This window comes from Hymenobacter sediminicola (assembly GCF_014250515.1).
Classification (GTDB): Bacteria; Bacteroidota; Bacteroidia; order Cytophagales; family Hymenobacteraceae; genus Hymenobacter; species Hymenobacter sediminicola.
Genome location: NZ_CP060202.1, coordinates 723,540 through 743,372 on the forward strand (window position 1 = coordinate 723,540; position 19,833 = coordinate 743,372).

Here is a 19,833-nt window from a genome sequence, read left to right on the forward strand (position 1 = left end):
CGATATGCATTCCCATTTGCTGCCTGGGCTTGATGATGGGGCCGAAACGGTAGAACATTCTCTGGAGCTGCTGCGCGAGTTACGCGCCTTGGGCTACCGGAAACTGATTATGACGCCCCACCTCATGGGCGACTTCTACAAAAATACCCCGGAGGGCATCCGAGGCGCCTTACACCACTTGCAGCGAGTAGCGACGGAGGCCGGAATTACGGATGTGCAGCTGGAATGTGCGGCGGAGTACTACCTCGACGAATGGTTTGGCCCCCGTCTGGACCGGGGCGACGAACTACTCACGTTCGGCGGCGACAAGCGCTACCTGCTGTTTGAAACGAGCTACATCAACGAGCCTTTCAATCTGGCAGAAACTGTGTTTCGGCTGCAAAGCATGGGTTACCAGCCAGTGCTGGCGCACCCGGAGCGCTACACGTATTTCTACGGCCGCTTCGATGACCTTGTAAAGGTCCGGGAGAATGGCGCGCTGCTCCAGTTGAATCTTAACTCTCTGGCAGGCTACTATTCTTCCGGTGCCGAAAAGGTGGCCGAGAAGCTCATCGATGCCGGTTTGGTAGATCTGGTCGGGACAGATGCGCACAATCTTAAGCACACATCCACGCTGCGCGACAAGGCTCTGCCCACTGAGTATATGCGCAAGTTGCTGGCGCTTCCGCTGCTGAACAATACGTTGTAAATAATTCCAGCTACTCAGGCTGCAACTGGCTCCTAATATGATCTTCGTCACTGGTGGTAGCGGCCTTGTAGGAGGTTTCCTGATTCCGGCGCTGGTGGCGCGGGGGCTGCCAGTGCGTGCTCTCTACCGCCGCCAGATACCGGTGCTGGAGGGCGCCGACGTGGTAGAATGGGTGGAAGGTGACCTGCGCGATACGACATTGCTGAGCACTGCACTGAAAGGTGTAACGCACGTTTTTCATTGCGCCGGACTGGTGTCGTATGCTCCGCAGGATGAGGAAGCCTTGCTGCAGGTGAACGTAGAAGGTACTGCCGCCATAGTGGATGCTAGCCTGGATCGGCCCGGCATCCGACTCTGTCAGGTGTCGTCGGTGGCGGCGCTGGGCGGGGGGGCAGCACAAGCCCGCGAACAGGCTGGGCCTGATGTGCTGCAGGTGCTTGATGAGAATACCAAGTGGGACCTAGGCGCCGAGCACGGGGCGTATGCTACTTCAAAATACCTCGCCGAACTGGAAGTGTGGCGGGGCATATCAGAAGGACTGCAGGCAGTGATGGTGTGTCCCTCCGTAATTCTGGGGCCCGCAGATTGGGAGCGGAGCAGCACCCGGCTGTTTCGGTATGCTTGGGAGCAACACCGCTTCTACACACCCGGCAGCATCAATGTGGTAGATGTGCGCGATGTAGTGGCCATGATGCTGCGCCTCACCTTGGAACTTGACGTATCCGGGGAACGGTATGTGTTAAGCGGCGGCAGCCTCCTGCTTAGTGAGTTTCTAAGCCGCGCCGCAGCGTGCTTTGGCCGCAAGCCACCTACCGTATCGGTGCCGGATTGGGCCGCGGAAGGCATCTGGCGCCTGGAGCACGCTCGCTCGGTACTGACCGGTGCCCGGCCTCTCATTACCAAGGATACAGCCCGCGCCGGCCGCCATCCAGTGCTGTACCGCGCCGAAAAGGTGCAGCAGGACACCGGACTTGCCTTTCGGCCTGTGCCGGAAACCATAGAATGGTGCTGCCGGGAACTGATGCAAAAACAGGCAAAGAAATAAGGCGCGGAATTGGGAATAGGTCCGCAAAAACGCTTCATTGCCCGTCGCCTTTCCTGGCATCTGCCACTACCTGAACCCGCAGGTCTTCGGTGTGGTTGTTGTATATTAGACCATATACCTGCCTAGGGCAGATATAAAGTGAAGTAAGCCCATCGGGGCTGCCGTTTTGACGGTGTACCGGTACTTGATTGTAGCTGCATGAGAATGAATGAAAATTTTGAGGACCGGGATGAAGTGCTGGACACTGTGCGCCGTTTTGAGCGGATGGTAGCCCAGAACGAGCCTGTCTTTTTCGACTTGGCCGATTTTGAGAATATTATCGACCATTATACCACCAACACGCAGTATGACAAGGCGCTACAAGCCTGTGAAGCTGCTATTGCCCAATATCCGTTCAGCACGGAACTGCTGATTGACCGCTCGCAGGTGCTGGCCATGAAAGGCGAGTACACGGCTGCCAGCACCCAGATTGAAAACGTAGCCGAACTGGACCCCGACAACCCAGACGTAGCCGTAACGCGCGGCATTATTGCCACCCAAAAAGGTGAATTCGCGGAGGCTGTAGCGTTTTTCCTGCAGGCCGCCGAACGGGCGCCAGACCGCGACGACATCTACTTCAACCTGGGGTTGGCCTACCAAAGCTGGCAGAAATTCAAGAGCGCGGCCAAATACTATAAGAAAAGCCTGCGTCTCAATTCCGACAATGATGTGGCCGTTCAGGAGCTACTTTACTGTCTGGAAGTGAGTGAGCGACTCGAGGAAAACCTACCATTCTTCCAGCGCTTCACCGACGATGACCCGTACTCGGCGGTGGCGTGGTACAACCTGGGGCAGGCGCATTTTCGCCTCAACCAGCCGGAAAAGGCTATTGCGGCCTTCGAGTATGCCATCCTCATCGACGCCAAGTTCTACGAGGCGCACGCCTACCTGGCCAGCACCTATGTGACGCAGGAAAAATACCGGGAGGCCATTGCGGAATTTGAGGTAAGCTACCCAGAGGGGGAGCCCAGCCCAGAGGCGCTGTGCAACATCGGAGAGTGCCACGAGAAGCTCCGCGAATGGGATTCGGCCCGCCGTTTCTACCAGAAATCCATCGACTTGGAGCCGGAGATGGATGAGGCGTGGTTTGGTATCGGCATCATTCTCAATGAGCAGGAACGCTTCTTCGAGGCTATCCACTTCTTCCGCAAGGCAGTAGGCATCTATGCCGAGAGCGTTGAATACTGGTTGGCATTGGCAGCCGCTGAGTACCAGGTGGGCAACATTGTAAGTGCCTTAGAGGCCTATGAAAAGGCCACGGAAGTAGCCCCTGATAGTAAGGATGCCTGGCTAAACTGGAGCATCTTGCTGTATGAGCAGGGAAATTTTGAGGGTGCCATCGACCTGATGCGCAATGCCGTGGAGGTACAGCCTATGGAGGCTGAGTTACACTACCGGCTGTGCGCTTATTTGCTGGCTGCCGGCCGCTACCGCGAGGCATACGAGACACTGGAAAACGCCCTGACGCTGGATTTCGACAAGCACCGACTGCTGTTCGAGTACTTCCCGGAACTGGAGTCGCAGAAGGCACTGGCTCGGTTGATTGATCAGTATCGGAAATAAAGGCTGCGGGCCGAACCACTCACTGGTTCGGCCCGCTTCTTTTCGGCGGTAGGCTTTCTGGATTTCGGGCGTACTTTTACGCCCGTTGTTTTTTCGGGAACTGCCGGCCCCGCCGGTTCGCTCCCCAGCCTCCCAAGACCCTACAGAATGAATTACAACCTCACGCAGCTACCTGAGCGCACCGAAAAACCCCGCGAGCAAGGCTTTACCATGGTAATGGACAAAGGCCTGAGCGTACGCGAAGTGGAAGATTTCCTGGAAGTAGGCGCGCCTTACACCGACATTGTGAAGCTGGGCTGGGCCACGTCCTTCGTAACGCCTAACCTCAAGCGTAAGCTGGCGGCCTACAAAGAGGCTGGCATTCCGGTGTACTTCGGGGGCACGTTGTTCGAGGCCTTCATCATTCGTAACCAGTTCGACGATTACCGCCGCCTACTGGAGGAGTATGAGATGGAATACGCCGAAGTATCTGACGGCTCTATTGATCTGGTGCACGACAAAAAGCTCGAATACATCCAGACGCTGGCCAAGGACGTGAAAGTGCTAAGCGAAGTGGGCTCGAAGGATGCGGAGAAGATTATCCCGCCCTACAAGTGGATTTCGCAGATGAAAACGGAGCTGGAAGCCGGCGCCATAAAGGTGATTGGCGAAGCCCGTGAGGCTGGTAACGTAGGCCTGTTCCGCAGCACTGGCGAGGTTCGCTCAGGTCTGGTAGAAGAAATCCTGACCCAGATTCCGTTCGAGAAAATTCTGTGGGAAGCTCCTCAGAAAGCCCAGCAGGTGTGGTTCATCAAGCTGCTTGGAGCCAACGTGAACCTGGGCAACATTGCGCCCAATGAAATTGTGAGCCTGGAAACCATCCGCTTGGGCCTGCGTGGCGACACGTTCACGCACTTCCTCGATATGGACAACGTGGATGAAATGTTCCGCCCCGAGGTGAAGACGCCTGGCAAACCTGGCACGTCCATGCCACGCGGCTAACCGTTCACATACTTTAAAAAAAAGGGCTGTACAGATAGTGTATGGCCCTTTTTTACGTTCTTACCTTATCTAATATGCCCAATCTATATTCTCCGTGCCGCACGGGCTGTTTGGCGCTGCTATTGTTACTGGCCCTGTCTGGGGCCGCACTGGGGCAAACTCAGGCTGCGCCCGATACTGCTTCTTACAATAAGACCAAAACGCTGCTGTGGCGAATCTCGGGAGCGGGCCTGCCGGGCCCTTCCTATGTTTTCGGAACAATGCACGTGCTATGCCCCGATGATGCCATAGTGCCGCCCGAAATGGAGGCGGCATTCCTGAGTAGCGGGCAACTCGTGCTGGAACTGGACCTGGACGATCCGGCAATGGGAAAGCAGTTCCGGCGGGCGGCCCAGTTACCCTGGCCCAACTCTCTGCGCCGCCTCATGAAGCCACGCGACTTCAAGGTCGTGAAGAAGTTTTTCCGCCAGCAGCTTCACCAATCAATTCTGCCCTATGTGCTGGTAAAACCCGCTCTTACGGAAGCACTGGTATACAGCGCGGCCCTGCCCTGCACGCCTGTGAGCTACGAAGGAAAGTTTTTGGAGCTGGCCAAAGCGCAGCAGAAGGAAGTGTTGGGTCTGGAAACGATAGAACAGCAACTGGTGTCGATGCAGCAGGTACCGTACCGCAAGCAGGCCGCCGACCTGGTAGAGGCCATACGCACCTACGACAGCATTCCCCAGCTCATGCAGCACCTCGTCGCCACGTACCGTGGCCGGGATGTGGACGAACTGTATCGGTTATCGGTTGACCCCAAGTATGGTTCTGAGAATGATGAGCCGGCCGAACTGCAGGCCCGTAACCAAGACTGGATTCCAAAAATGAGTACCTGGATGAAAAGCAAGCCCACCTTCTTTGCTGTGGGAGCAGCACACCTAGGAGGCAGCACCGGCGTGCTGCAGTTGCTGCGCCAACAAGGCTACCGGATAGAGCCCGTATTGCTTCCCACTACTTCAGCGAAATCGGCAGAATAGGCCAGAATGAATACCGGACGAAGCTGAAAAGCGAGGGTTGAGAGCAAGTAGCTCTGCGAATAGCTGCGGCGAAATGTGCATCTTTCGGCGGGTACTTTTTCGTTTGTTGCTGCTATGCTCACCTTTCAGTTTACACCGTTTCCGGAGTTGCGTACGGCGCGCCTGTTGCTACGGCCTCTGTGCCATACCGATGCCCCTGCTCTGCTGATTCAGCGTTCCGACCCGCGGGTTATGCGCTACATCGACCGGGAACCGGACCATACCGTGGAGGAGAGCCTAGCCCTGATCCGGAAGGTAGAGCAGGCCGCCGCCGACAACACCGGCATCACCTGGGCAATGGTGCGGCCAGAGCAGGAAGATGTGCTGCTAGGCACGCTGGGGTTCTGGCGCCTTATACCCGAGCACCACCGCGCCGAAATAGGCTACGGCCTGCACCCCGACTACTGGCAGCAGGGCCTGATGCATGAGGCGCTAGAAGCGGTACTACATTTTGGATTTCATACCATGCAGCTGCACAGTGTGGAGGCCAACGTAAATCCGCAAAACACAGCCTCTATGGCACTGCTCGCAAAGCACGGATTTGTGCGCGAAGCCTACTTCCACGAAGACTATTATTTCCGGGGCCAGTTTCTGGATTCCGCCATTTATTCGCTGCTGACGCCGTTGCGGATGGCGAACAAGACTACCGCCCAGGTGTAACCATATCCGGTTGATAGAGTAGGAAGATAGTTCTGAATCTGTCTTACTGTCTGATATGAAACATCTTCCTTTTCCGGGGCCGGTAGCGGCGCTGGTGCTGCTGGCGGCCTGCAACCAAGGCCAGCCCAAAACGGATACGCCTACGAATACGCCTGCCCAGGTAGTAGAAGCGCCTGACTCAGCGGCTCAATCCAATGCGGCAGCTCCTACGCTGCCGGAACCCTACGCCACCAAATCCACTACCAAGCGCAGCCATGTGATTGGGTGGCCAGCCGGCAAAACGCCGGTGGTGCCCGCTGGTTTCGTGATTACGGAGTATGCTGGCAACCTCAACAGCCCGCGGTGGGCCTACGTGACGCCTAATGGCGACGTGCTGGTAGCCGAATCCAATACCATTCCGACCACGACCAAGAAAAAGATTGCAGCCAAGTTGGACTTGGACCCTTCCAAGTCGCTCAAGGAAACCAGTGCCAACCGTATCACCCTGCTCCGCGACACCAACAAGGATGGCAAGCCCGATGTGCGCGAAACCTTTCTGGCCAACCTAAACCAGCCCCTCGGGATGCTGGTGCTCGGCAACTACTTCTATGTAGGAAATACTGACGGAGTGGTGCGCTATGCCTATAAGCCAGGCCAGACCAAAATCACGGGACCTGGCCAGAAGATTCTGGACCTGCCAGCTGGTGGCTACAACAACCACTGGACCCGTAACCTGCTGGCCAGCGCCGACGGCTCGAAGATTTATGTGAGCGTGGGCTCGGGCTCTAATGTGGCAGAGCACGGAATGGAAAACGAACAGCGCCGCGCCAATATTCTGGAAATAAACCCCGACGGCAGCGGCGAAAAAATCTATGCCAGTGGCTTGCGTAACCCTGTAGGTATGGGCTGGGCGCCCGGCACCAAAACCCTCTGGACCGCCGTGAACGAGCGGGATGAGCTCGGCGACGACTTAGTGCCCGACTACCTGACCAGTGTGCAACCCGGCGCCTTCTACGGATGGCCATACGCCTATTTCGGCCCCAAAGAAGACCCCCGTCGCAAAGGCGAGCGGCCAGACTTGGTACAGAAAACCGTAGTGCCGGACGTAGCCCTAGGTCCGCACACCGCTTCGTTGGGACTGGCGTTTTATACCGGCAACGGTTTTCCGGCCAAGTATCAGAATGGAGCGTTCATTGGGCAACACGGCTCTTGGAACCGCTCGGAGTTTACGGGCTATAAGGTGGTCTTCGTGCCGTTCAGCAACGGCAAGCCCAGCGGCGGTATGGAAGATTTCGTGACGGGCTTCATTGCTAATCCGGGTGAAAAGGAAGTATATGGCCGCCCCGTAGGTGTCACGGCGCTGCCGGATGGTTCGCTGCTGGTGCTAGACGATGCTGGCAACAAAGTTTGGCGAGTAGCTGCTCAGCAAGGGCGTGGGGCCTAAACGGCCCCTCTGACCTGCCCGCTCAACGGCCTGCTTCTCCGCTTGGGAGGAGCAGGCCGTTTGGCATCTGGCGGCCTTCGGCAACTCCGGCTGCTTTACCTTGCAGCGCCATGCTACACTACCTGCGCCGCTACCTGAGCTATTTGGTGCCACTTACCCGCACTATCCATTCGCCCATCAACGGGCCGCTGGAAGTGACATGGTACCGAGGCCGCAAAGTGCTTGATACGCGCCATGCCAACTACTCCTACGGCTCGTTGCAGCAGGTACTACGCTACGGGCTGATGTTTCTGGAACCCCAGCAGGCGCAGCGCATTCTGGTGCTGGGGCTTGGTGGAGGGTCCGTGGTGCAGACGCTACGCCAGGAACACCGTGTAACAGCGCCTATCACCGCCCTCGAACTAGACCCCGCCGTTATTGCCGTAGCCGATACGGAATTCGGAATCCGCCCCGACGCGAATCTCTCGATTGTGTGCGCCGATGCTTTTGTGTGGATCCAGACTGCGCCATCCGCCGCCTATGACCTCATTATCATCGACCTGTTTATTGATTTGGAGCTGCCAGCTGAGTTGCAACAAGCAGGTTTTTGGCAGGACATATGGCGGGTGCTGCCGCCGGGCGGGCAAGTGCTGTTCAATACCCTAACGGCAAATCCGCTGACAGTAGCAGGCGAAGAACTGACGGAGCACCTGGCCGGACTGGGCTTTTCGGTGAAGGAAGTGGAAGTAGAACTGCTAAACCGCTTATTGATTCTAGAGAGACTTTTGGTGTAGCGTAGGTGCGGCAGCGTTACTTACTAGCTCTAACGACGGCTGCCGGCGTAGATTTTGGGACGTACAGCAGGGCATCAAACTCGCGGCGGAGGCTGTGGCGGCTGAAGGGCTGCTCATAGGGGCGTAGGGTCCCGTCGCGGAACAGGAGATTCTCGTAGAGCCACTGTGTGCCCGGCGCTAGGTCAGGAGTGCGCAGGTTGAGAAACGATGCCGGCAGCGTGGCCGCCCGGAAATAGTGCTCGTAGCTGCCCACGGATGATGGGGCCGCTGTGGCCGTAACAAATGCTGGAGGCTCGGTGGAAGGCAGGGCCCGGAAGCTGCCTTCGTGAAACAGGAAGCCAACCGCCACGTAGCCCGCACCATAGTAGCGCCGTAGCACTTCGCCCAAAGTAGCATCGTCTTGGTCGTAGGTTTTCAGGTGGGTGTTGTGCGACCATACGGCCACTCCCTTGCCATTAGCCTGCGTGCGGGCCCACTCCACATTCTCGGCCAGGCACGCAGCCCGGTAGCTGAGGCGGAACCGCGACGACATCGTTTGCACGACGCTGTACTGCTCGGCCTGGCGGAGCAGTTGGGTTAGAGTGGCTGCTTCCGCGGGCGTGGCGCCGTAGCCTCGCCGGAGTTTGGCCGGACCATCGAAGGCAGCGCGAACCTCGGCCAGTAGGCGGCGCACAGCTTCCAGGCGCGGGTCGGTTTGCGGGGCGTTCTGCAGGTAATTCAGCGAAATGCCTGCGTCGGCCAGTTCCCGGAGCTGGCGTTGCTGCGTCGTGAGCAGTTCCCCCCGGTAGCCGGCCTGGGCGGGCAGGCGCTGGCGCAGATAGCGCAAACTTTCCGGAGCCTCCTGCAGATCTATGCCCAGCAGCTGTAGGGTAGCCGTCGGGTGCTGCTGGTTGTACGTCCGCATCCAGCGCATCAAGGCCAACATTTCTTCGGTTTCCCAGAGGGGCAGGTCGGCTACCAGCTGCTGGGGGTTGCCGGTGCCGGTTTGCAGGTAGTCGTTCAACGCCAGGCAGGCGCCCAGTTCGGTGTCGAGGGCCAGCACGCGCACGTTTTTCTGCTCCACCAGATACCGAAACAGCCGTTGCTTGAGCTGCATCTGCTCGTGTGAGCCCAGCGTGACTTCGCCCAACCCGATAACCGGTGCCGACCCAACCAATTGCCCGAATGCAGCCAGATCTTTCTGGTCGCCGCCGTCGGGGGCAGTGGTGCGGAGCGGCACGGCGGCCTTGCGCAGCCAGGCCAGCTCGGCGGCGGTAGGCAGCCCCGGCACGGGTGGTGGTGGCGGCGAAAAGGCCCGGCCATCAGCCAGCAGCTCTATATGGTCGAGCCAGACCGGGGCCGCGCCAGGCTGCAGCAGCAGCGCCAGCTGAGAAAGGTTGCGCTTGGCGCTGATGGGCAGCGTCAGCTCGAACCGTTGCCACGGCGTGCCGGGCGTAGGCTTCGGCAGTGGGCTGGCCGTGAGTATGCCGGGCCATTTGTGCCGGTCATACGGATACATTCTCAAGTCGCTGTTGGCCAGTACGCGGTACAGCAAAGCTGGAGGCGCCTGGCCCACTACGGCCGGACCGGAGTAGCGCACGTAGCCGCGCACCGTAAGGGTTTTGCCCAGCAGCGAATCCAGCGGCACCACGCCCAGGTACACGGGCGTGGCACTGGCCGGAGCGGCCTCTACGCGCAAGCTGCGCCGGCCCCGCTGCGCCACCGTAGAGTCCAGCTGCCAGCGGCGGGCAGTGGAAGCCGCACCGGGCAGCTGGGCAGGACCGCGCCGCTCGAAGTCCCAGTCGGGTAGTGGGGTGCCGGCGGGCAGCAGCAGCGGCTCGGTGCCCGCCAGTGGCGCGTCGCGGTAGGTTTGGCCGTTGTCGTAGCGCACCTCAAAGTTGTCGAGCCACAGTCGGCCCCGGCCGTTGAAAGCCAGCAACATGCTGAGGTGGTTAGCCGTCTGGCCCACGGGCAGCTGTACCGTTAGTTTCTGCCAGCCGGCTACTATGGCCAGCGGGGTAGCCCGGGTATCTTTCTCCGACATCTTCTCGGAATCTGGACTGGTTTCCGTGAAAAAATAGCTGTAGGCCTTCAGCCAGGCAGTGCCCTGAAATTCTTCGGTGCGCACCCACACGCTTACGGTGGCTATGCGGCCCCGCACCGAATCCGAAACAGGCACGCTGGTATATAAAGAAGTGCCTTCCGGTTCTTCGGCCAGCGAGGCATCCAGCAGCAAACTGCCCCGGCCGTGCTGAGCGGGCGACACCGTATCGACGCGAATCAGCAGCTCGTCGGGTTGCTGGCGGCGCCCCCAGAACAGCAGCGGCTGGCGGCGGTTGGCGCCCGGCTCGAAATCCAGGTTGAGGATGGCCTGCGCGGTAGCCGGGCGGCAGCTCAGCAGCGTGAGCACCACGAAGAATAATAGATACAGAGAATTCGGCATAGAAATCAGCGGTTACATAACGGCTGCAGTATAACGTGTTGGGCGCTTGGCGCATGTGCGCCGCCGAATTTTTCTTGGCTTTCCAGGGTTGCCAGCCACTGGCGGTACGCTACTCCGGTGGCTTTCCGCTTTCTTTGTAGTTCTATTTCTACTACCTCGCACCTTCGCATGGAAATTCTGAAGCATCTGCTCGACTTCGTTCTACATCTTGATAAGCACTTAGCGGAAATTATCCAGGACTATGGCGCCTGGACGTATGCTATCCTGTTTCTCATCATTTTCGTGGAAACTGGCGTAGTAGTGCTGCCTTTCCTGCCCGGCGACTCGCTGCTGTTCGCGGCTGGTTCCTTAACCGCACTGCCTGGCTCGCCCCTAAATGTCTGGGCAATGATGGGCCTGCTGATTATAGCGGCCGTGCTCGGCGACACGCTCAACTACCACATCGGCGACTATCTGGGCCCCCGCGTATTCCGCGAGAACTCACGGTTTCTGAAGCGGGAACACCTCGAACAGACCCAGGCTTTCTACCAGAAGCACGGCGCCAAAACCATTATCATAGCCCGCTTTATCCCTATCATCCGCACGTTTGCGCCTTTTGTGGCTGGGGTAGGCACCATGAGCTATGGCAAGTTTCTTTCTTATAACGTGGTAGGAGCGGTGCTGTGGGTAGTACTGCTCACAGGCGCTGGCTACTTTTTGGGAAGCATACCGTTCATTCAGAAAAACTTTGGGCTGTTCACGATAGGCATAATCGTGGTTTCGGTGCTGCCGGCAGTGTGGGAGTTCATAAAGTCCCGCCGCGCCCCCAAAGCTCCTGTTGCTTAACGAGGGCAGCGTACTAACATTTCGGGAAACCACTCTGGCCGCTTTGGCCGGGGTGGTTTTTTTTGTTGCTTGATGGTTGAAACTATCCGTTCTATCATGCCTGAATTTGGACTTATCGGTCGTAGCCTGACGCATTCTTTCTCACAAACGTATTTCACCCAGAAGTTTGACAGCCTCAACCTAGCCGACCATCACTACGCGTTGTTCGAGCTGCCTACCATCAACGAGTTGCCGGCGTTGCTTGCTCGTCACCCTGGCTTGCGCGGCCTCAATGTCACGATTCCCTATAAGGAACAGGTGTGGCCGTTTCTGAGCGAAGTAGCCCCGTCTGCGGCACGGGTGGGGGCAGTCAACGTTATTGAGTTTGCCGCCGATGGCCGCCTGATTGGCCACAACACCGATTATGTAGGGTTTCGGGATTCGCTGCGCGCGTTGCTGCCTAACCCGTGGCCTGCCGGACTTCGGGCGCTGGTGCTGGGCAGTGGAGGCGCATCCAAGGCAGTGGAGGTGGCACTACGTGAACTGGGCATCGGCTATTGGGTTGTGTCGCGGAACCCGATGGGAGCGGGGCTCACCTACCAAGAACTCACACCCCGGCTATTGCAGGAGCATTTACTTATCATCAACACTACCCCGCTTGGTACTTACCCCGCGGTGGAGGAGTGCCCGCCCATTCCGTATGAGGCTCTCACGGCCCACCATTGCCTCTACGACCTCATTTATAACCCCCGCGAAACCGAGTTTATGAAGCGCGGGCAGGCGGCTGGCGCTCAAACCAAAAACGGGTTCGAAATGCTCTGCCTGCAGGCAGAAGCCGCCTGGAAAATCTGGAACACTTAGTCTTAATAGCAACTAGTCGCCTTGCTGCCCGCCACTGCCGCCGCCTTTGGAGTCGTCGTTGCGGATGGTTTTGCGCTGGCGCTGGCCGGTTTCCAGCTTGCCAAAGCGGTAGTTGAACGACAGCCGGAGGGCGCGTTGGTAGGAGTAAAAGCTGCCGTAGTTGACGAAATCAGGCGTGGTGGTGGTGCTGCGGAAATAGCGGCCCGGCGTCAGGAAATTGACGAGCGCCAGCGTAAAGTCAGCCTTTTCTTTCAAGAGCAGCTTCTTGGCGCTCAGACCGTAGTAGATGCCACCGGAGTAGCGCGACTGTAGCTCCACGCCGGCCGTCCAGAAGCCCGCGTAGCCTTGCGCCGTGTAGGTTTTGCCCAGCTTGCGCGACCCATTTATGTTCATGCTGAGGCTGGCCCGGCGGTTGGGGCGCTGCAGGATGGCACTGCGCAGACTGGTGTAGTCGGCCGTCAGGTTGCTGCTCAGGTCCCATTCGGGGCGCGGTTTCCAGGAGCCATACAGGTTCAGCCCCACTATGGTAGCCGTCGAGAGGTTGCCGTAAGTAGTTTCGTTGCGGGCCAGGGCCTCGTTGTAGCGGCTGAACCGCTCAATGGAGTTGCTGGTGCGCCGCCCGAACCCAGAAGCATTCAACGACGTTTTTTCGCCGAACGTGCTGTAACCTAGTTCTACCAGGTCCACCAATTCCGGCCGTAGTTCGGGGTTGCCAAAGTCCACTGAGTTGGGCGTTACTTGGTTGACGTAGGGGTTGAGGTAGTAAATCTGAGGGCGCTGGATGCGGCGGGAATAGCTCAGGCGCAGTGTCTGGCCTTCCTTCTTGAGCGTGCGGGTAGCACTGAGGTTGCGCAGTACGTTCAGGTAGCTGTTCTGAAAGCGGCCGGCTTCATTCTGAAATTCGCCTTCGATGGCCGTGCGCTCTAGCCGCGTGCCCAGGCTGAAAGCGTACTTCTTGCCCAGCGAGAAGCCATAAGTGCCATACGCGGCCAGCACATTCTGGCGATACGTGAATCTGTTGGAACGCAACGTACTGCGCACGAAATCGGGCTGCTGGCCAGTCAGGAGCGTATCCAAAGTGTAGTCACTGCTGACTTGGCGCCGGATGTGCTTGGCGCCGACTTCGAGCGTGGTTTTCTCGCCGAATGGCTGCGTGTAGTCGGTTTGGAAGGTGGTTTCAAGGTTGCGGGCCAGGTTGCGGCTGGTTTCCTGGTACTCAATGGGGCCACCGCGCAACTCCGGCGTCGGAAACTGGTCGAGGCGATACTGCTCGCGGCTGCGGTTGCTGGTGTGTTGCGCCAGCATGCTCCACTCGCGGCGCGGCTGCTTCTCGCCAAAGGTGCGAGTATAGCCCGCATTCAGATCGAAATTGCGGCTCTGGTCGCGCAGGCTGATGTCGCGCGTGTACAAGGTGTCAAGCTGCGGCTGTCCCCGATACTGGTTGACGAGTTCCTGGGGCGAGTCGGTGCTGTACAGGTTGCCATTGCCGCTCAGCGTGAAGCTGTGCAACGGCGACGGGTCGTAGGTGAGTTCTAGCTGGCCATATCCGCCCTGTCCCTGGTTGCGGGAGGTGGTTCGCTCACTCAGCTGCCCGGTGCTGCCATCCGACAAATAGACGGTCCGCTCGGTGCTGCTTTTGAACGGATAGAGGTTCCGGAAGCCGCTAAGTTTCGTGTTAACGCCCAGAGTGCCCCGCTTAACATTGAGGCTGGTATTGAGGCTCTGGTTGCGGTTGCCGCCAGTAGCACCTGCGCTGCCGTTCACGCCTTGCAGGCTGTTCTTTTTCAGCACAATGTTGATAATACCCCCCGAGCCTTCCCCATCATATTTCGCCGAAGGTGCCGTAATGACTTCAATGGCTTTAATCTGGTCGGCTGGAATCTGCTTGAGGGCTTCTGCGAGATTGCCGGCCAGCAGCGCCGAGGGTTTGTTATTAATCAGGATGCGCACATTGCGGGTGCCGCGCAGTTGCACGTTGCCTTCCCCATCGAGGTTTACTAGCGAGGTTTTGCGCAGAATATCGGCCACCGTACCGCCGGTGTTGCTGGGGTCCTGGTCGGCGTTGTAGATGAGGCGGTCCGGCTTGGTTTCCACCACTGGCCGCTCACCGGTAATAGTCACGCCAGCTAAGGTCTGAGAAGAAGCAGTAAGGGTAAGCGCGCCTAGGTCAGTAAGAGGCTTTGCCAGCATAATGCTTTCCAGGCGAGTGGTATAGCCCACGAAGCTCAGCTGCAACCGAAGCGGACCAGTCGGCAGGTTGCTGAAGTCGAAACGACCTTCTGCGTCGCAGGCGCCACCGGCCAACGGCGTAGTCCCGGTGGCCGGTAGCACCGCTACAGTGGCGTATTCTACGGGTTTCTGCGTAGCAGCATCCACTACGCGGCCCAGCAGGCGGGCCGTGCCGGTAGCTGCCGGAGAAATGGGGCTTTGTGCGTGTGTAAACGAGGTGATAAGTACCAGCAGCAATAGTAGCGGGGACACGTGTTTCATCAGGAGCAGAATAGAGAAATGCTGAAGTAGCGCAGGTGCGTCGCAGTAGGCAGCAGCACCGCATATTCCAAACCTAGGCACATTCTGGGGCGCCTTTCGGGAATATCAACCACCTTGGCTCTTTCTCTCAACCAACCCCCTTTACTGTCCTACCAATCCACCAAACACACCCACGGCCGAGCAATAGCCCAGTTGATAGGCAGTAGCGCGGCGTTGGTAGAGCCCGCACCGGTGATAGTTGAAAACAGGGGAGTGGCTGCCGGCCAATTCGCTATTTTGGCAACTTCAGGCGAGCCCCGAGTCCGCCGTATCTGTATGCCTGTACTTTCTTCTGCTGCTCGCCCACTCCGGCCCCGGGTGTGGTTCCCTTTATTTCTGAAACGACTGCCGTGGCCTCATCTGGCTTGGCTAGCCTTGCTGCTGTACTTTGATGTGCAGCTGCGGCTGCTGCGCGTGGGGCCACTGCTACCCGCACTGGAAGAGCATTTCTGGGTCAATGCGCTACTCACTGATCTGCTCGATTCGGGCCTGTTTTATCTGAACTGGTGGCTGATGCCGCGCCTGTTTGTACGGCACCGGTTGCTGGCATATGGTGGGGCGCTGCTGGCGGGCCTGTTTGGGTTTGTGGTGCTGCGCATTGGGCTGAGCGTGTTGCTGGAGGAGGTAAAGCGCGACGGAATTTCGCAGCCGGTGGCGTTCTACGTGCAGGTGCTGCAGGCCTACTACCTGCTGCTGGGTGGCCTGATTCTGCTGCTAAGCTTCTTTCTGCGGCTGGCCGGCGACTTTCTGCGCGAGCGGGAAAACCGGCGAGAACTGGAGCAGCAACACCTGCGTACCGAACTGGCACTGCTCAAAACGCAGCTGCATCCCCATTTCCTGTTCAACACGCTCAACAACATCTACTCGCTCACTCTCAACCGCTCGGCCCAAGCACCACAGGCTGTGTTGCGCCTGGCCGAGCTGATGCGCTACCAGCTCTACGACAGTGCCGCCGACCTGGTGCCACTAACCCGCGAAATCAGCCACCTGCGCGGCTTCCTGGATCTGCAGTTGCTGCGCCTGCCTCCCGACGTCGCCGACGAGGCCATCCAGCTGACGGTGCTGCTGCCGCCCGGCGCCGAGTATGCCTACCAGTTGCCGCCGATGCTGCTGCTGCCGCTGGTCGAAAACGCCTTCAAGCACGGCGACCTGGCCGCGCGGCCCCACGTAGCCCAGCTGGTGCTCCAATTGGAAGAAACGGGGCATCTGCGTTTCAGCGTCCGCAACCAGGTGGCGGAAGGCGGCGGCCCGACATTAGAAGAAGCCGGCGGTATGGGCCTCACTAACCTGCGCCGCCGGCTGGCCCTGCTCTATCCCAGCCGCCATACGCTGTCTGTGATACAAAACCAGACGGAATACTACGTTACGCTCACACTCCGGCCAGCCTGATCCTCGGGCCTGGTTTCCGAAAAAGCTCCAGCCCAAAGCCGGAGCCACGCTGCACATCCGATTATGGAACAACTTCTCCCAGCCGCTACCCGCCGTCCGCTCACGTGCGTCCTCGTCGATGACGAGCATTTGGCCCTAGATGTATTGGCCGAATACTGCGCCCAGATGCCGTTTCTGGAGCTAAAAGGCCGGTTTCATGATGCGCTGGCGGCTGTAGCTTTCCTGCAGGATCATCCGGTGGACGTCGTGTTTCTCGACATTCATATGCCGCGCCTCACAGGCCTGCAGCTGGCACAATTGTTACCCGCGCCGGGTCCGCGCATCATCTTTACCACGGCCCACGCCAACTACGCGGTGCAGAGCTACGAGCTGCCTGCCCTGGACTATCTGCTGAAACCCATTTCGTTTGAGCGGTTTGTGCAAGCCACGCATCGCGCCCGCGCCGCCCTTAGCCAGCCCACCGCCACAGTTACTGCCGCAACACCCGAAACCGCACCGGAGGGCGCTGACGAAGCACTGTTTGTACGCCACGACAACCGCTTGCGCCGCGTGCCCGTGGCCGATATTCTCTACGTGGAGGGCCAGAAGGAATATCTCATGCTCTACACTGTCAGCGGAAAAATCCTGACGCTGCAGTCGTTTCGGCGGTTGGAGGAGCTACTGCCGCCGGGCCGCTTTGCGCGCATTCATCGGTCGTATCTCATCAGCCTGCGCCACCTCGAATATGTAGAGCGTGGGCGCGTGCAGGTGCAGGGTACTATGCTGCCCATCGGCGAAACGTACCGGGAGCCTTTCTTGGAACTGCTGCGCTACCACGGCCGAATGTAAGATTGGATGAGAGAAGAAATGCAAAGGACCTTCGCACACTGAAACGAGTTGTTCTAGTGTATGAAGGTCCTCCGTGTTGCGCAGCTGAACAGCTGCGTACTTCGCTACTACTCCATTATTGCTGCCCCTGGCCCTGGCCGCCTTCACCCTGTTTGGTGTCGTCGTTCTGGATGCCTTTGCGACGCTTCTGCGGCTGCGCCGACACCTTGCCAAAGCGGTAGTTGAAGGCCAGCCGCACGCCGCGCATGTAGATGTAGTTGTTGCTTTCCTGCGTGAACTGCGGCGTTTCCAGAATCGTGTTCAGGTTACGGGTCGCCTGTAGGAAGTTGTCGGCATTGAGCGTGAGGTCAGCCTTGTCCTGGAGCAGGCTCTTGCGCAGGCCCATCGAGTAGAACGTCCAGGCTGCCTGCCGGCCCTGCAGCTGAATCCGTGGCGAGTTCAGGCCCCCGAAAAACTGCAGCGTCAGGCCGCGCCGCCACGCCGGCGCATCGGCATCATCAAACTTGGCAAACTTGTAGCTGGAGTTGATATTGAGATTATACATCAGCCCGCTGTTGTCGAGGGCCGCGCCGGTCAAATCGAGGGCCGGGCTGCGCAGCGTGACGTAGTAGAAGTTGAGGTTGCCGCTCAGGTCCCACTTCGGCGTCGGCTTCACCGAGCCAAACAAGCTCACCCCGTAGGTAGCGTTGCGCCCGATGTTGCGGAAGGTCTGGTTCTGCACGCCATTCTCATCCACAAAGCGCACCGTTTCGATGGCATTGCCGGTACGGCGCACATAGGCAGAGCCGTTAATCACCGTGCCTTTAACGAAAGTGGTATAGTTCAGCTCGTAGCTGTCCGTAAACTCCGGATTCAGGCGCGGGTTACCGTAGCTGATGTTGAGCGAGTCAGAAGCGTTGATGAACGGATTCAGGTAGAAAATCTGGGGACGCTGAATGCGGCGCGAATACGCCAGGCGCACCGTCTGGCCGGGTTTACCGGGCTGGTAGCTCAGGCTCAGGTTGGGCAGCAGATTGGTGTAGTTCTGCGTGAAAGTGCTGGCCTCCCCCTGTTCAAAGTTTCCTTCTATATCAGTGTGCTCCAGGCGGGCGCCCAGGCGTGTGCTCACCTTCTTGCTCAGGCTGAACCCATAAGTAGCGTAGGCCGACAGCACATTCTGGCTGTAGTCAAACGTGTTGGACCGTTCGGCGCTGCGTATTAGCTGGCTGTTGCCGGTCGGGTCTATCTGCACGTCGTAGTCGCTGCTTACGCGGCGCAGAATGCCTTTAGCGCCGGTTTCGAGCGTAGCGGTTTCCGAGAAAGGGTGCGTGTAGTCAGTCTGAAGGGTGGTTTCGAGGTTACGGCTGAGGTTGTCGCTGCCTTCGCGGTAGGTTTTCTCGCCTTCTGTGGCCCGCTCCGGAAACTGGTCCAGGTCGTAGCGCTGGGTGTTGCGGTTGCGGGTGTGCTGGCCCAGCACGCTCCACTCGCGTTTGGGTTTGCCCTCAAAGGTGCGCGTGTAAGAGCCACTCACATCGTAGCTCTGCGTCCGGAAGTTGCGGTCAGTAGAGCGGGTGAAAGCCGGAATGTTGCTGGGCTGGTTGAACTGGTCGTAGTCGCCTTTGTTGCGAAACAGGCTGCCCTGCACGCTCAGATTGAAGTTGTTGTATTTGTTGGGGTCGAAATCGAAGCCCAGGCGCCCAAATCCGCCGCCGCCCAGCGTAAACCCGTCGCCTTCTTGCCGCAACGACTGCTCAAACAGTCCCTGCTCGTTGCGAATACTGCGGGTCAGTTCGTTGCGGTTGGGGCTATAGAACATGAAGCCACTGGCCGAGCTGTTGATGCCGATTTTGCCGCGCCGCACGTTCAGCGAGGCATTGGCGTTGGAGCTGCGCGTGCCGCCCGCCACGCCCACGCTGCCGTTGGTGCCCTCCAGGTTGTTCTTCTTGAGCGTGATGTTGATAATGCCGCCTGTGCCTTCCGCGTCGTACTTGGCCGAGGGCGTCGTAATCACCTCCACGGTTTTAATCTGGTCGGCCGGAATCTGCTTCATGGCATCGGCCACCGACGAGGCCACAATACCTGAAGGCTTGTTGTTGATGAGCACGCGCACATTGCTGGTGCCGCGCAGTTCCACGTTGCCGTCGGGGTCTACGTTTACGAGGGGTACTTTGCGCAGCACGTCGGCGGCGGTGCCACCCGTGTTGGTCAGGTCCCGGTCGGCGTTGTATACAATGCGGTCTGGCTTGGTTTCCACCACGTCTTTCTCGCCGGTCACGGTTACCTCGCCCAGCTTCTGGGTCGTAGCGGTCAGCAGCACACTACCCATATCCACGGTGCCGTCCGCCACAGTTATGTTCTGCACCTGTGCGCCATAGCCCACAAACGTCACCTGCACGCGGTAGGCGCCGGCTGCCACGCCTTTCAGAACGAAACGGCCTCGTTCATCGGCAGCGGTGCCATCAAGTGGCCGCTCGCCGGTAGCTGGCAGGAGTGCTACCGTGGCAAATTCCACGGGTTTTTTGGTAGTAGCATCCAGCACAGTACCTGTAATGCGGCCGTTGCCCTTGGGCGTTTCCGGCAAGCTCAGGCGTGGAGTAGGTGTCTGGCCGGGAGCCAAAGCAGGCCGCTGACCCGCTGGTGCACCCGGTGTGGCAGGCGTTTGGGCCATAGCTGGCACTGCAAGCAGCCCCGATAGATACAGCGGGAGGTATAGGTTTTTCATTGGTAGGGATAAAGAAAGAGCCGGGAACTGTGCAAAGGGACGGATTATCACGGAGCGCTGAAAGCGAAATCT

Annotated in this window: 15 protein-coding genes; 12 read left to right on the top strand and 3 right to left on the bottom strand. The window is 58.8% G+C overall.

Annotated elements, in window-relative coordinates:
- The first annotated feature begins 4 nt into the window (after positions 1-4).
- The 8 genes from H4317_RS03075 to H4317_RS03110 all read left to right on the top strand — a co-directional run bounded on the left by H4317_RS03075 (position 5) and on the right by H4317_RS03110 (position 8,227).
- Positions 5-688: a tyrosine-protein phosphatase gene (locus H4317_RS03075; RefSeq protein WP_260625797.1), complete on the top strand. Its 684-nt coding sequence runs from the start codon at positions 5-7 to the stop codon at positions 686-688.
- 37 nt (positions 689-725) lie between these two features.
- Positions 726-1,733 (top strand): NAD-dependent epimerase/dehydratase family protein, encoded by a 1,008-nt coding sequence (locus H4317_RS03080; RefSeq protein ID WP_185888722.1) that lies wholly within the window; start codon positions 726-728, stop codon positions 1,731-1,733.
- 204 nt (positions 1,734-1,937) lie between these two features.
- Positions 1,938-3,335 (top strand): tetratricopeptide repeat protein, encoded by a 1,398-nt coding sequence (locus tag H4317_RS03085; protein ID WP_185888723.1) that lies wholly within the window; start codon positions 1,938-1,940, stop codon positions 3,333-3,335.
- 147 nt (positions 3,336-3,482) lie between these two features.
- On the top strand, positions 3,483-4,316 hold the full coding sequence (locus H4317_RS03090) for a phosphosulfolactate synthase (protein WP_185888724.1): 834 nt from the start codon (positions 3,483-3,485) through the stop codon (positions 4,314-4,316).
- Between the two features lie 74 nt (positions 4,317-4,390).
- On the top strand, positions 4,391-5,332 hold the full coding sequence (locus tag H4317_RS03095) for a TraB/GumN family protein (protein WP_185888725.1): 942 nt from the start codon (positions 4,391-4,393) through the stop codon (positions 5,330-5,332).
- 114 nt (positions 5,333-5,446) lie between these two features.
- Positions 5,447-6,031 (top strand): GNAT family N-acetyltransferase, encoded by a 585-nt coding sequence (locus H4317_RS03100; RefSeq protein WP_185888726.1) that lies wholly within the window; start codon positions 5,447-5,449, stop codon positions 6,029-6,031.
- Positions 6,032-6,086: 55 nt separating this feature from the next.
- Complete coding sequence (locus H4317_RS03105; protein WP_185888727.1) at positions 6,087-7,454, top strand: PQQ-dependent sugar dehydrogenase; 1,368 nt, start codon at positions 6,087-6,089, stop codon at positions 7,452-7,454.
- 110 nt (positions 7,455-7,564) lie between these two features.
- Complete coding sequence (locus H4317_RS03110) at positions 7,565-8,227, top strand: spermidine synthase (RefSeq protein WP_185888728.1); 663 nt, start codon at positions 7,565-7,567, stop codon at positions 8,225-8,227.
- A 16-nt stretch (positions 8,228-8,243) separates the two neighbouring features.
- Here the strand turns inward: H4317_RS03110 and H4317_RS03115 are convergent, their stop codons facing one another.
- Positions 8,244-10,649: an erythromycin esterase family protein gene (locus H4317_RS03115; protein WP_185888729.1), complete on the bottom strand. Its 2,406-nt coding sequence runs from the start codon at positions 10,647-10,649 to the stop codon at positions 8,244-8,246.
- Between the two features lie 168 nt (positions 10,650-10,817).
- On the opposite strand from H4317_RS03115, the gene H4317_RS03120 reads away from it, so the two are divergent.
- Together H4317_RS03120 and H4317_RS03125 are read left to right on the top strand one after the other, a co-directional pair.
- Positions 10,818-11,474: a DedA family protein gene (locus H4317_RS03120; protein WP_185888730.1), complete on the top strand. Its 657-nt coding sequence runs from the start codon at positions 10,818-10,820 to the stop codon at positions 11,472-11,474.
- Positions 11,475-11,570: 96 nt separating this feature from the next.
- Positions 11,571-12,314, top strand: a complete 744-nt coding sequence (locus tag H4317_RS03125; RefSeq protein ID WP_185888731.1) for a shikimate dehydrogenase family protein — start codon at positions 11,571-11,573, stop codon at positions 12,312-12,314.
- 12 nt (positions 12,315-12,326) lie between these two features.
- Here H4317_RS03125 and H4317_RS03130 read toward each other — a convergent pair whose 3' ends face one another.
- On the bottom strand, positions 12,327-14,804 hold the full coding sequence (locus H4317_RS03130) for a TonB-dependent receptor (protein WP_185888732.1): 2,478 nt from the start codon (positions 14,802-14,804) through the stop codon (positions 12,327-12,329).
- 315 nt (positions 14,805-15,119) lie between these two features.
- Between H4317_RS03130 and H4317_RS03135 the strand changes: the two genes are divergently transcribed.
- Entirely contained in the window at positions 15,120-16,232 is a 1,113-nt protein-coding gene (locus H4317_RS03135) for a sensor histidine kinase (RefSeq protein WP_185888733.1), read from the top strand.
- A gap of 63 nt (positions 16,233-16,295) precedes the next feature.
- Positions 16,296-17,060: a LytR/AlgR family response regulator transcription factor gene (locus tag H4317_RS03140; protein WP_185888734.1), complete on the top strand. Its 765-nt coding sequence runs from the start codon at positions 16,296-16,298 to the stop codon at positions 17,058-17,060.
- Positions 17,061-17,175: 115 nt separating this feature from the next.
- On the opposite strand, the gene H4317_RS03145 is transcribed toward H4317_RS03140, so the two are convergent.
- Positions 17,176-19,761, bottom strand: coding sequence for a TonB-dependent receptor (locus tag H4317_RS03145; protein WP_185888735.1), 2,586 nt, complete (start codon positions 19,759-19,761; stop codon positions 17,176-17,178).
- Positions 19,762-19,833: the final 72 nt, after the last annotated feature.

Excerpts from the sequence above, each read along its gene's own strand:
- H4317_RS03075 (WP_260625797.1), top strand. The coding sequence starts at position 5 with ATGCATTCCCATTTGCTGCCTGGGCTTGATGATGGGGCCGAAACGGTA.
- H4317_RS03080 (WP_185888722.1), top strand. The coding sequence starts at position 726 with ATGATCTTCGTCACTGGTGGTAGCGGCCTTGTAGGAGGTTTCCTGATT.
- H4317_RS03085 (WP_185888723.1), top strand. The coding sequence starts at position 1,938 with ATGAATGAAAATTTTGAGGACCGGGATGAAGTGCTGGACACTGTGCGC.
- H4317_RS03090 (WP_185888724.1), top strand. The coding sequence starts at position 3,483 with ATGAATTACAACCTCACGCAGCTACCTGAGCGCACCGAAAAACCCCGC.
- H4317_RS03095 (WP_185888725.1), top strand. The coding sequence starts at position 4,391 with ATGCCCAATCTATATTCTCCGTGCCGCACGGGCTGTTTGGCGCTGCTA.
- H4317_RS03100 (WP_185888726.1), top strand. The coding sequence starts at position 5,447 with ATGCTCACCTTTCAGTTTACACCGTTTCCGGAGTTGCGTACGGCGCGC.
- H4317_RS03105 (WP_185888727.1), top strand. The coding sequence starts at position 6,087 with ATGAAACATCTTCCTTTTCCGGGGCCGGTAGCGGCGCTGGTGCTGCTG.
- H4317_RS03110 (WP_185888728.1), top strand. The coding sequence starts at position 7,565 with ATGCTACACTACCTGCGCCGCTACCTGAGCTATTTGGTGCCACTTACC.
- H4317_RS03115 (WP_185888729.1), bottom strand. The coding sequence starts at position 10,649 with ATGCCGAATTCTCTGTATCTATTATTCTTCGTGGTGCTCACGCTGCTG.
- H4317_RS03120 (WP_185888730.1), top strand. The coding sequence starts at position 10,818 with ATGGAAATTCTGAAGCATCTGCTCGACTTCGTTCTACATCTTGATAAG.
- H4317_RS03125 (WP_185888731.1), top strand. The coding sequence starts at position 11,571 with ATGCCTGAATTTGGACTTATCGGTCGTAGCCTGACGCATTCTTTCTCA.
- H4317_RS03130 (WP_185888732.1), bottom strand. The coding sequence starts at position 14,804 with ATGAAACACGTGTCCCCGCTACTATTGCTGCTGGTACTTATCACCTCG.
- H4317_RS03135 (WP_185888733.1), top strand. The coding sequence starts at position 15,120 with ATGCCTGTACTTTCTTCTGCTGCTCGCCCACTCCGGCCCCGGGTGTGG.
- H4317_RS03140 (WP_185888734.1), top strand. The coding sequence starts at position 16,296 with ATGGAACAACTTCTCCCAGCCGCTACCCGCCGTCCGCTCACGTGCGTC.
- H4317_RS03145 (WP_185888735.1), bottom strand. The coding sequence starts at position 19,761 with ATGAAAAACCTATACCTCCCGCTGTATCTATCGGGGCTGCTTGCAGTG.